Origin of the sequence: Tenacibaculum discolor (genome assembly GCF_003664185.1) — a bacterium.
Taxonomy (GTDB): domain Bacteria; phylum Bacteroidota; class Bacteroidia; order Flavobacteriales; family Flavobacteriaceae; genus Polaribacter; species Polaribacter discolor.
On the sequence record NZ_RCCS01000006.1, the window covers coordinates 192,807 to 205,454 of the forward strand.

The 12,648-nt window shown below is 31.1% G+C and carries 12 protein-coding genes; 1 reads left to right on the forward strand and 11 read right to left on the reverse strand.

The genetic code is table 11. The features are described from left to right. Positions 1-5: 5 nt before the first annotated feature. From C8N27_RS07035 to C8N27_RS07080, 10 genes are read right to left on the reverse strand one after another with little or no spacing between them, the layout of a single operon-like run. Positions 6-827 carry a DUF1853 family protein gene (locus tag C8N27_RS07035; RefSeq protein WP_121146798.1) on the reverse strand — a complete coding sequence of 274 codons (822 nt, stop codon included), beginning with the start codon at positions 825-827 and terminating at the stop codon, positions 6-8. Positions 828-833: 6 nt separating this feature from the next. Next, complete coding sequence (locus C8N27_RS07040; protein ID WP_099214444.1) at positions 834-1,337, reverse strand: OmpH/Skp family outer membrane protein; 504 nt, start codon at positions 1,335-1,337, stop codon at positions 834-836. 58 nt (positions 1,338-1,395) lie between these two features. Then, positions 1,396-2,304 (reverse strand): tRNA (adenosine(37)-N6)-dimethylallyltransferase MiaA, encoded by a 909-nt coding sequence (miaA, locus tag C8N27_RS07045; RefSeq protein WP_121146799.1) that lies wholly within the window; start codon positions 2,302-2,304, stop codon positions 1,396-1,398. Next, on the reverse strand, positions 2,305-3,120 hold the full coding sequence (locus tag C8N27_RS07050) for an ion transporter (protein WP_099214442.1): 816 nt from the start codon (positions 3,118-3,120) through the stop codon (positions 2,305-2,307). 33 nt (positions 3,121-3,153) lie between these two features. Continuing rightward, positions 3,154-4,251 (reverse strand): exonuclease domain-containing protein, encoded by a 1,098-nt coding sequence (locus tag C8N27_RS07055; RefSeq protein WP_121146800.1) that lies wholly within the window; start codon positions 4,249-4,251, stop codon positions 3,154-3,156. A gap of 34 nt (positions 4,252-4,285) precedes the next feature. Then, complete coding sequence (locus C8N27_RS07060; protein WP_099214440.1) at positions 4,286-4,954, reverse strand: YggS family pyridoxal phosphate-dependent enzyme; 669 nt, start codon at positions 4,952-4,954, stop codon at positions 4,286-4,288. A 26-nt stretch (positions 4,955-4,980) separates the two neighbouring features. Further along, positions 4,981-6,219, reverse strand: a complete 1,239-nt coding sequence (locus C8N27_RS07065) for a DUF1015 domain-containing protein (protein ID WP_121146801.1) — start codon at positions 6,217-6,219, stop codon at positions 4,981-4,983. A 3-nt stretch (positions 6,220-6,222) separates the two neighbouring features. Continuing rightward, positions 6,223-7,176, reverse strand: a complete 954-nt coding sequence (locus C8N27_RS07070) for a D-2-hydroxyacid dehydrogenase (RefSeq protein ID WP_121146802.1) — start codon at positions 7,174-7,176, stop codon at positions 6,223-6,225. Positions 7,177-7,220: 44 nt separating this feature from the next. Then, positions 7,221-8,285 (reverse strand): 3-phosphoserine/phosphohydroxythreonine transaminase, encoded by a 1,065-nt coding sequence (gene serC, locus C8N27_RS07075; RefSeq protein WP_121146803.1) that lies wholly within the window; start codon positions 8,283-8,285, stop codon positions 7,221-7,223. Positions 8,286-8,337: 52 nt separating this feature from the next. Continuing rightward, the gene (locus C8N27_RS07080; protein WP_121146804.1) at positions 8,338-9,399 is read right to left on the reverse strand and encodes an acyl-CoA reductase; all 1,062 of its coding nucleotides are present in this window, start codon (positions 9,397-9,399) and stop codon (positions 8,338-8,340) included. Between the two features lie 70 nt (positions 9,400-9,469). On the opposite strand from C8N27_RS07080, the gene C8N27_RS07085 reads away from it, so the two are divergent. Further along, a complete protein-coding gene (locus C8N27_RS07085) occupies positions 9,470-9,820 on the forward strand; it encodes a 4Fe-4S dicluster domain-containing protein (protein ID WP_099214435.1) in 351 nt (116 codons plus the stop codon). Between the two features lie 79 nt (positions 9,821-9,899). On the opposite strand, the gene C8N27_RS07090 is transcribed toward C8N27_RS07085, so the two are convergent. Further along, positions 9,900-12,587, reverse strand: coding sequence for a TonB-dependent receptor (locus C8N27_RS07090; RefSeq protein ID WP_121146805.1), 2,688 nt, complete (start codon positions 12,585-12,587; stop codon positions 9,900-9,902). Positions 12,588-12,648 lie beyond the last annotated feature (61 nt).

Genomic DNA, 12,648 nt, shown 5'->3' on the forward strand with positions numbered 1-12,648 from the left:
ATACACTAATTATCCCACCAAACCACAAAAAACTTAAAAAGTTCACCATTTGGTTTCTTTAGCCAACAAAGAGGAGCATTTTCTTCGTTTAAAAATTGATGAAGTTTATTTTGAAAAGCTTCATAAGTTAACCAGTTAATATTTGAATGTGGATTTACTAACCAATTATGTTTAGTTGGAATATAGAATTTACAATCGGAAAATTGTTGTAGCTCTTTCGGATAGATATAAAACCCATAAATGCACTCATTATTTAGTTGTTTAAAGTTTTTTCCGAAATCCTTTAAAGGAACAAACAATTGTGCTTTAAAATATACTTGTTGTATTATTTTATCTACACTCAATTTTAATTCATCTAAATAAGTTTCAGTATGATTGGAGTAGAGTAGTGGTAATTGTTTTTCTTGAAGCTTTGTTAGCTTTTGAATAAGAGAATCTCGTCGATTTGGTCCAATCCAATGTTCAACTTCAAAATTACCAACAGAAGCATCATATAAGTAGAACTTATATATAATTTCTAAATGAATTGGTTTCTTATCCTTTAACAATAAACAATCTAATTCTCCTATAGTAATTTTTTCTTTTTGAATTTGAATGTTCTCAGCAAGGATTGATACAGAAGTATCTTGATTTAATTCAAATGAAACAAAACGTTCTACCAATTTTCCTAAACGTAATTTTTGTGTAATCTCTTGGTTAAACGAACTTGTTCGAGTTATTGAAATAGTAAATTGTTCTAAATTAAAAACACCTTTTCCATGCCATAGAAAAGGTGTTTTTAAAAATCCTTCGTATTGTAATTGTAAATCTTTTTGTTTTTGATACATAAAGAATTACTCTTTAATTCCTAACTTATCTAGTACCAATTGAGTAATGTCAAAACGCTCATCAATGTATCCAAACTCATTTCCTGTAGTCGTTAAAATTTGCGTATACCCGTTTGCTTTTGCTACTTCTGTAATTACTTCACTTAATTTTTTATATAAAGGACGTAAGCTTTGCTCTTTTTGTATTTGCATCATTGCTGATCCATTTTGACGAAACTTACCCATTTCTTGTTCAAGCGTTCTTAGTTCTTGGAATCTTGTTTTCTTATCGTCTTCCGTCATAATTTTTTCTTCTGCTTTAAAAGAATCTACTTTTGCTTTATATTCTTTAGCTTTTATTTGAAAACTAGAATCTAGTTTTTTACCATAATTTTCTACTCGTTGTAAAACTCCTTTCATTTGTGGCATTTTACTAATAATCAATTCACTGTTTACCGTTCCAACTTTGGTTTGAGCATTGGTAAAACCGATAAAAATTAAAGCTATTATAAAAGTGATTTTAAGTTTCATGTATTTCTGTTTTTTGACAAATATAAAAAAGTGATTTTTTTAGTGTTCTTAAAAAGCGTTAAAGTTTATTTTCAATAGCTTTTATAATATTTTGAACATCTTCTTGAAAATCAAACCATAAAATGTTTGAATCTTTGCGAAACCATGTTCCTTGCCGTTTAGCAAACCTTCTTGAGTTCTTCTTAATTTCCTCAATAGCAAATTCTTTAGTAAAGTTACCTTCAAAATATTCAAATAACTCTCTATATCCTACTGTTTGTAGTGCGTTTAGGTTTTTATGAGGATGTAGCTTTTTAGCTTCTTCTATCAAACCTTTTTCAATCATAATATCTACACGACGATTAATACGGTCGTACATAATTTCTCTATCGGCTGTCAATCCAATTTTTATAGATTGAAAATTACGAGGAGTTTTTGGTTTGTTTTTAAAAGAACTATATGTTTTTCCTGTTCCTATACAAATCTCTAAGGCACGGATTAATCGATGTGGGTTGTCAATAGCAATCGTATTGTAAGCTTCAATATCAAGTTCTTTTAATTTTTTTTGAAGATATTCTATTCCTTTATTCTCTAATTCGATAGTTAAATCTATTCTTATTTGTAGATCTACATCAGGAAAATAGTCTAATCCTTTTAAAACAGCATCTACATACAAACCACTTCCGCCTACCATAATTTGAATAGGCTTTTTGGAAAATAACTCATCTAACTTAGCTAAAGTATCTTTTTCAAACTGACCTACTGAATAATCTTCAAAAACACTTCTGTTTTGGATAAAATGATGTGGAGCAGCAGCTAATTCTTCAGGTTCAGGAACCGCTGTTCCTATGGTCATTTCCTTATAAAATTGACGAGAGTCACACGAAATAATATCACAATTAAAATGTTGAGCTAGTTTAATGCTTAGTGCTGTTTTACCAATAGCCGTAGCTCCAACAATTGTAATTAACGTGTTTTTTTGTAACATTTAGTTCAGTTTTGTTCCGCAATGATAACAAAATTCTGCATCATCTTTATGCCCATCATAAGAACAATTTGGGCAAGATTGTGTATTTAGATGCACCTTCTTTTTAGTCATTTCAGAACTTACTATCCCTGTAGGAATTGCAATAATAGCATAACCAATAATTACAGTAATACTCGCAATAAACTGTCCTAGAGCGGTTTGAGGAGCAATATCTCCATAACCAACAGTTGTAAGTGTTACTATTGACCAATAAATACTTCTAGGAATACTTGTAAAACCATTTTCTGCCCCTTCAATAAAATACATCACAGAACCTAAAATGATACAAATAATCAATACAAAATAAAGAAATACCCCAATCTTAGCTTTACTCGCGTTTAATGCTTTGATTAATTGATTTGATTCTCCAATGTATCTAGATACTTTTAAAATTCTAAAAACTCTTAATAGGCGTAATGCTCTCAAAGCTATTAAACTACTATGTGTACCCACAAAAAAGAACGTTAGGTACATAGGAATGGTAGAAAGTAAATCTATAATACCATAAAAGCTAAAAATATATTTTGTTGGTTTTTTTATTGAAATAATTCGAAGGATATATTCAATTGAAAAAAAGAAAGTAATAATCCATTCAGAAATATATAAGAAATCATGATGCTTATTATCAAAACTTTCTACACTTTCAAGCATTACTAGTATAATACTTGCTAAAATTGCAAATAACAAAACGATATCAAATAGTCTACCAGCAGGCGTGTCTGCTTCGTAGATTACTTCATGTAATTTATCTCTCCAATTAAGTGTTTTTTTATCCAAAAGATTAGTTTTTTTGAATGCTTTATAGCAATATTACAAATTATTTTCAACTTGTAATCGTACTATTTTAGACACTTTATTTTTTAGTAAATAATTTTTAATTATTGTTTTTGCTAGCTCCTTGTGTTCAATAGGAGTGAGCATTGATTTTAGAATAGACAACTGGTTTTCTTGAAATGCAAGATTGGTATATGTATATCCTACAACTTCGTTTTTTTCAATTAAAATTACAGCGTGTTCTTCTGGAGCTCTGCCTTTATCGATAATAAGCATATTATCGTGATTAAAGCTTTTATCTGTAATCTTTCTTTTTCGTATGATATTGTACTTAGGTCGTAGTTTTTCGAGCTCTAAATGGTATTTTAAACGCGTAAAAAGCATATTCCCTGTTTCTTCGTAAGAAACCCTAGCTACCCTTTTTATTACTTTTAAAGCTTTTCTAGTTTCTTTTAAAAAGAGTTTGTTGGTTTCTTGTTTTATGTTTTTACCTCTACCAACAAAAATGATAGTTCCTTCATGATTATGAACGTAAAAAACACCTTCTTTTTCAGGTAAACTATCTAATATTCTTTGAATGCGAAACTTTTCGTGTCTATTATCAAAGTATTTTATAGATTGTTGAATAATATTCTTTTCAACATCTTTATCTATTAATAATTTGAATAATTGTACAGTGGCTAAAGCGTCACCTGTAGCTCTGTGACGATCTGACATAGGAATTCCTAAAAACTTACATAATTTTCCAAGGCTATGTGATGGAGATTCAGGTATAAGTTTCTTACTTAAAGTAACTGTACAAAGTGTATTGCGTTTGTATTTATAACCTAACCTATCAAATTCAGTACGAAGAATGCGGTAATCAAAATTAGCATTGTGTGCTACAATGAAACAATCTTGGGTTATTTCAACAATTCTTTTCGCTACTTCATAAAACTTAGGTGCATTTCGTAGCATTTTATTATTAATTCCTGTAAGTTTTACAACAAACTCTTGAATATCTCTTTCTGGGTTTACAAGGCTAATGAACTGATCTATAATTTGATGTCCGTCATATTTATAGATGGCAATTTCAGTAATTCCTTCCTCGTTGTATTTTCCTCCAGTAGTTTCAATGTCTAAAATAGCGTACAAATCTCTCCCTTTTTTTAAGCTGATTTATGTAAATCTAAGCAATATAATTTCTAACTCCAAAAATAGAGCTTCCTATTCGTACCATAGTACTGCCATTTTGTATGGCTAACTCATAATCACCACTCATACCCATTGAAAGAATTGATAAATCGGGGTATTTTTCCTGATTTTTATTGAAGAAATTAGCTAATGATGAAAACTCCTCTTGTAATTGTTCTTGGTTGTCTGTAAAAGTGGCCATTCCCATTAAGCCTACTATTTTTACATTTTTTAACTCTTTGAATTCTTCTGAAGCTAAAATATCTTCAATATCAGTAAATGGTAGGCCAAATTTAGTATCTTCTTTAGCAATTCGAGCTTGTAGCAAACAATTAATAACTCTATTATGTTTTTTGGCTTGCTTATCTATTTCTTTTAATGTTTTAAAGCTATCTACACCATGAATTAAATCAACAAAATGTGCCATATACTTAACCTTATTACGTTGTAAATGGCCAATCATGTGCCATTTTATGTCTTTAGGTAATTCATCGTATTTAGCTACCATTTCTTGTATTTTATTTTCACCAAAAATACGCTGACCAGCATCATAAGCTTCTTGTAAATCAGCAATAGGTTTGGTTTTAGAAACAGCAACTAACGTTACATTTTCTGGTAGTGTTGATTTTATTTTTTGAAGATTTTCTTTAATTCCTGTAATCATAATAGTTGTTTGTCAGGTCTTATAACCTAAAATTCGTAAATAGTTAAAGCACTTCTTAATTTTGGTTCTATATAGGTTGTTTTCGGTGGCATCATTAAACCAGCATCAACAATAGTTTTTAGTTCTTGAATGTTAGTGGGTAACATTCCAAAAGAAACTTTAAACTCACCACTATCTACTTTTGTTTTTAGCTCTAATCCGTCAGATTTATCTTGTGAGTATACAATTTTAGAAGCGTTTCTTATATCCTCAATTCCTAAAATAGGTTCTAATACAGTTGTGTATAAAATATAAGCATCTAATTCACTTAAACAATCGGTAAAATTATAAGCTGATTTACGTAAATACAATGCATAAAACTCACCATTTAAGTACATACTAAAATGATGTTTTTCTTTAGGTCTATAAAGTTCTTGTCCACGGTTTTCAATTCTAAAATGGGTGTCAAGTTCCATTAAAAGTTCTTCAGGAGTTAATCCGTTTAAATCTCTTATAAATCTATTGAATTCATAAATTTTCACCTGACTTTCAGGTAATAGGTAGCTCATGAAAAAGTTATAGTCTTCTTTTCCTGTGTGCTTAGGATTGTTCTCAGCTAAATTTTGTGCTAATAAACACGAAGATGTTGAGCGATGATGTCCATCTGCAATATATAAGGTGTTAACATCATTAAACGCTTTAGCTATTTCTTCAACATCTTTCTCATCACTTATCACCCATAAAAAATGTAAATCCTTATCAGATGTAGAAAACTCATACTCAGCTCTTTTTTTCTGATATTTTTTTACAATAGAATTAATTACAGTATTATCAGGATAGGTGAGTAGTACAGGTTCTGCATTAAAACCTGTATTTTTTAGATAGTTTTCAAACAGTAATTCACGTTCTTTTAAAGTGTCTTCATGCTTTTTAATAACTTCATTATGATAATCTTCAACTGAAGTTGCTGCGATTATTCCACAGAAATCATCATTTGGAGTTATTTTTTGATATACATAATATGCTGGGGCTTCATCTTGCTTAAAGACTTCATTTTCTTTAAACTCTAAATAACGATTGTGTACCAATTTAAAGCGTTGCTCTCCTGTCACATCTTGTTTATGATATTTATAACCTGGGTTAATTACGTGTAAAAAAGTGTATGGATTAAAATCGAGTTTTGCTCCAATTTCCGCAGGGGTATAAATTTCGTACGATTTAGAAGATACTAAAGCGACTTTATCTCGAGTGGCTCTAACAGCTTTAAATGGTTTTACAATTGCCATAGATTATTCGCTTAGTAATTCGATGATTTTATTAGCAAGTTCAATTCCAGCTCTATCTTTTGCTTCAACAGTTGAAGCACCGATATGAGGTGTCATCGATATTTCAGGATTCATTAATAGTTGAATTTCTGGCCTCGGTTGACTTTCAAAAACGTCTAATCCTGCATATTTAACTTTTCCGCTTTCTATAGCTTTTACTAAATCAACTTCATTTAAAACACCTCCATGAGAAGTATTTATAATTCCTACACCGTCTTTCATTTTATTTAATAAAGATGTTTCGATAACATATCCTTCTTGTGCAGGAAGGTGTAAGGTTATAAAGTCTGACTTTGATAATAGGTTATCTATAGTTTCTGTTTCAATAAAGAAATCTACCGATTGACCATCGAAAAAAGGAATTGTGATAGTTGCATTATCTACTTCAGCATCACTAGCTATTACTTCCATACCCAAAGCTAATGCAGTTTTTGCAACTTCCTGTCCTATGGTATCAAACCCAATAATTCCTAATGTTTTACCTCTTAATTCAGTTCCTTGTGAGTATTGCTTTTTTAAAGCATTAAAACGCATGTCTCCTTCTAAAGGCATTTCACGGTTCGATTGATGTAAAAAACGAACCATTCCGAATAAATGCGCAAATACTAGTTCTGCAATTGAAGTAGCAGAAGCATTTTCGCTATTCACAACGTGAACTCCATTATCAATAGCATAATCAACATCAATATTATCCATTTCGGTTCCTAAACAAGCAATAAGTTTAATGCTTGGGCAAGCATCAATTAACTCTTGTCGTACTTGTGTAGTATTACCTACTGTAATAGCATCAATAGTATGGTCGTTTATATAGTTTTCTAATTGCTCTTGTGCAACTTTAGTGTTTATTACTTCAAAGCCTTTGTCTTCTAAAGCTTGTATTCCGCTAGCGGAAATTCCATCGGTCACTAATATCTTCATCGTTCTTTATATTAAAAATGCCATTATAAAAAATGACGTTGTATCTAACTTATTCTTTCTAATTCTTGCATTACATCTACTAAGGCCTGGACACTGTATAAAGGTAAGGCGTTGTACATGCTTGCACGGTAACCACCAACACTTCTATGACCACTTAATCCATTGATATTGGCTTCTTGCCACATTTTATCAAACTTAGCTTGTAAGTTTTTATCAGCTAAGGTAAAAGTAGCATTCATATGACTTTGGTCTTCTATAGCAGCGACTCCTTTAAATAAAGGGTTTCTGTCTATTTCACTATATAACAGTGCTGATTTTTTCTCATTCACTTTTTCAATGAATTCGATACCTCCTAAATCTTTTAACCATTGCAAAGTTAACATGGAAGTATATACTGCAAATACAGGAGGTGTATTAAACATACTTTCTTTATCAATAATTATTTGATAATTTAACATTGAAGGGATTTGACGTTCTACTTTTCCTAAAATGTCTTCTTTTATTACAACAAGTGTAGTACCAGCTGGTCCCATATTTTTTTGAGCCCCTGCATAAATCAAATCAAACTTTGAAAAATCCAATTCACGAGAAAAAATATCAGAACTCATATCACATATCATTGGAACAGAAGTCTCTGGAAAACTCTTCATTTGTGTTCCATAAATAGTGTTATTACTAGTACAGTGGAAATAATCTACATCAGTAGGAATTTCATATGCTTTAGGTATATAACTGAAGTTTTTATCTTTTGAAGAAGCTACTTCTACTAATTCGCCAAATAGTTTAGCTTCTTTAATTGCTTTGTCACTCCAAGTTCCTGTATTTAAGTAAGCTGCTTTCTTGTTTAATAGGTTATAAGCAACCATTAAAAATTGCATACTAGCTCCACCTTGTAAAAACAATGCTTTATAACCTTTATTTTCTAGTCCTAATAATTCTAATGCTAAATTTCTCGCTTTTTCAATTACATCAACAAAAGGTTGACTTCTGTGTGATATTTCGATTAAAGATAAATTGTCACTATTAAAATTAATAATAGCGTCAGATGCTTTTTTTAGCACTTCTTCAGGTAAAATACAAGGTCCTGCACTAAAGTTATGTTTTTTCATTTGTGTTGTTGTGTTTTGCTACACAAAGGTGCAAATTTATATAGAGACTCTTTTAAATTTTAGCTAAAAATTCTAGTGTGTTTACACCATCGGCATAGTTCCATAACTTTGGATGTTGTGTTTGTCCAAACGCTATTTCATTTTCAATAAAATTATTGGCTACAATACACTGAATTTGATCTCTGTCTTCCCACAGTTTAATTTTTAAATCATCTGCATTGTCATAATACTCATAAAAAACAGAAGCGATAGGAGAGGCGTAGCTTTTATCTTCTTTAATCATTAAAAAACCATTCTCTAGAATGTCAAATTCGCTCATTAAATACACTGCTTTGTTGTAATCATAATTATTAGCATATTTAGTATTATTAATGATTTCATGTTGTTGATACATTCCGTTGAAAAAAGCATCAAAATTATAATCTTTTGGGATGAATACTTTAGAAACTGAGCGACAACCTAATCCAAAGTAACGAAAAACATCTTCGCTTAAGTTTTGCAGTTGTTCTTCAGACTCGTTTCCTGTTAGAACAGCCACAGAGTTTCTATTTTTTCTTATGATACTAGGTTTATCTTTAAAATAATATTCAAAATAACGTGCTGTATTATTACTACCAGTGGCAATAACGGCATCAAAACCTGTTAGTTTTTCTTCAGTAAACGTAATTTTTCCTTTTAATTCAGGCTCAACATACTCTAAATACTTTGCCAAAAAAGGAAGTAAGTGTTTATCGTTAGAAGATTGTTTAACTAATACGGAGTGTCCTGAAATTAAAACTGATAAAAAATCATGAAAGCCAACTAAAGGAATATTTCCAGCCATAATAACAGCAACTAATTTAGTTTTATTTTTACCTAAATCTTCGTTAGCTACCCATTGAGTTAAATTATCAGAAGTGAGTGCTTTTGCCCAATTTTTAATAGAAAACAATAGGTTTTCTCTAGTAAACCAAGTGTTATTTTCTCCTGCTATTTTTAGTTGATGCTTAAATCCATCAAAAAACAATTCGTTATGTTCTATACCTTCTTTTTTCTCTATTTTCTCTTGAGAAAACTGGCTTAAAAATCCTCCTAGTTTATGAAAAGCGTTAATTCTACTTTTTATACTATCCATTTATTTGGTTCTAAATTAAATTGGAACTATTTTTGCGAATGCAAAGTTACAAAACTGAAAGAGATTAATTATGGCAATTATAATAACTGATGAATGTATAAACTGTGGGGCTTGCGAACCTGAATGTCCAAATACAGCTATTTACGAAGGTGCAGATGACTGGAAGTATGCTGACGGAACTGATTTAACAGGAAATATAGTTTTACCAAACGGTAAATCTGCTAATGCGGATGAAGATCAAGAGCCAATTTCGGATGAAATTTATTACATCGTTGTAGATAAATGTACAGAATGTAAAGGTTTTCATGAAGAACCTCAGTGTGCTGCTGTTTGTCCTGTTGATTGTTGTGTTCCTGATGAAGATAATGTAGAAACAGAAGAAGAGTTATTAGCGAAACAACGTTTTATGCATAATGAATAATAAAGTCTTGGCTTTTAGAGTTAAGAAATAAAAAAAATCCTGAGAGTATTCTCAGGATTTTTGTTTTATAAAAAGTCTATTAAAGTTTAAATCCTAGCCGAGTAAAGAAGTAAGCACCGTCTGATCCCATTTGTACAGAATCAGCTAATCCTCCCTGATCAGTCCACCCATCAAATTGTGGAGTAGGGTACACGTTAAAAATATTATTTCCTCCAATTGTGAACGTAATTTTATCAGTGAAAGCATAACTTAAACTTAAATCAGTTGTTATTTTACTATCATAAACATCTGTAGCAACAGCATATAAAGCGTCTGCTTCTGCTTGTGTAGTTGCTGGTGAGTCTACCCATTGAAAATCTTGTAATTGAACTTCACTAAACTTTGTAAAGTTTAAAGCAACATCTAGTTTTTTATATCCATATCCAAGATTTAAACCGAGTTTGTGATCTGGAGCAGCTGCTTTTAAATAAGCTTCAGAAAAAGGGCTAAAGAAAGTAAATCTATTTAAATTTCCGTTCTTAATCTTTTCAATTTTAGTATCGTTAAAGTTTCCTACTAATCCTACGTCTATTCTATGATCTTCAAAAGATTTCTTATAGTTTAAAACAATATCTAATCCTTGAGTTTTTGTATCAACACCATTAGCAAAGAATTGTGCTGCATCAACCCCTAAGTTTAATCCTGATGCATCAAAGTTATCTGTTAAAATAATACGATCATCAACAGTTATAGAGTATGCATCAATGGTAGCGGTAAATCCACCTATTTTATAAGTAAATCCTAAACTAGCATTGAATGCTGTTTCTTCTTTTAACTGCTCTATTCCGAAAGCTCTAGTTACGGTGCTGTTATTAGCAGATAATAATGAAGGAAGTGATTCACCATTAACAATATTGGTAAATTTTAAATTATAATATAATTGAGCTAAAGATGGTGCTCTAAAACCAGAAGAAATAGAACCTCTCAAGGTTAAATTATCATTTGCTTTAAACCTTGAAGCTAATTTAAAATTGAATGTACTACCAAAATCGCTGTAATCTTCAAAACGAATTGCTGCTCCTACTAAGAATTTTTCTGTAAAGTTAAACTCAGAATCAAAATAGATACCTACATTACTTCTTGAACGGTCTACTTCATTATCTGGTCCATAGCCAGGGAAACCTTGAGATCCCCCAGGTAGTTCATCTCCATTGCTGTCAACAGCTACTGGTTGAACAGCAGGATTTGTCATTAATACTCCGTTATCATCATACAATCCATAAGAAGCTTCTTCTCCAGCAAAAATGATAAAGTTTTCTGTTCTATATTCTAAACCAAAAGCTAGGTTAACTCCACTCATTAAATCTTCTAAGTACTTACTAAAATCTAATCCAGTAGTATTTTGTGATAAACTATGTCCTCCTGCATTAAAATCGGTAGGTGAAGCATCTTTTAAAGAAGCGTTGTTTGAGTCTTTGATGAAATAATGGAATTTATTTTCTCCGTAAGTATTATTAAAATCAATTTCCCAACCATTTTCTAATTTATGTTTAATTCCTGCGGAAACTGAAATATCAGTAATGTTAGAGGTGATTCTTGGTGTAAAACCATTTGGATGTATACTAGGAACACTTCTATTGTCACCTTCATCAAAACTATCTCTAGAAAAAGCATAGGCGTCGGTATCTCTAAAGTTTCTGCCTCCAAAAGCATATACTTCAGTGTTGTCATTTATAGGTAAACTTGCATTTACCATAAAGTTGAACCCATCAATAGCTGCACTACCATATCCTTTTCGCCAAGAAAATCCTGGTCTCAACGTTCGTTCTTTAGATAACAATTCAGTGGTGAAATTTACAAAACCTCCTTTATCATTCAGTTTTGCTCCGTAGTTTAAATCTAATTTAAAAGTTCCTCCATCAAAACTTTTGTCTTCTCCATCTAATCTATTTTTTCCTTCCACATTGTATAAAGTTTCTCCTGTAGCTTCTGCCCATCCATTTCCGATGGCTGTACTGTAGGCACCATATCCAACACTCCCTGAAACACCATCGGTATTATCCTTTAAAACAATATTAATAACTCCTGCAATAGCATCAGAACCATATTGAGCTGAAGCTCCATCTCTTAAAACTTCAATTCTTTTGATAGCTGCAGAAGGAATAGCATTTAAATCAGTTCCTGAATTACCACGTCCTCGTGTTCCAAAAATGTTGACCAATGATGATTGATGACGTCTTTTTCCATTAATCAATACCAATGTTTGATCAGGTCCTAAACCTCTTAAAGAAGCAGGTACAATATGGTCGGCACCATCTGATCCTGATTGTTTTGTTGCGTTAAACGAAGGTGCTGCGTATTGAAGTATGTCATTTACTTCTACTTTACCATTTTTAGTAGCTAAATCCGCTACATCAATTATATCAACAGGTACAGGGGTGTCTATAGCAGTTCTTTTAGGGTTTCTAGACCCTACAATAACAACTTCATCTAATTCTAAACCTTCTTTTAAAACTATATTAAAGCTAGTTTTTCCATTAATAGGAATTTCTTGTGTTTCAAAACCTGAAAAACTAATTATTAAAGTTCCATTAGCATTAGCGTTAAGAGAAAATTCACCATTAAAATCTGTAGAAGTACCATTAGAAGTTCCTTTTTCTAAAACATTAGCTCCAGGTAAAGGGTCGTTGTTTGTATCTTTTATTGTTCCTTTAATTAATGTTTGAGCACTTAACATATGAAGTCCCCAAAAAAACAGGTAAATAATAAGAAGGGTCTGTTTTTTCATTTAAATATATTTTTTAGTTAATTTCTTAAAAATAGTAAAAAATCAATCTAAATCTTAAAAA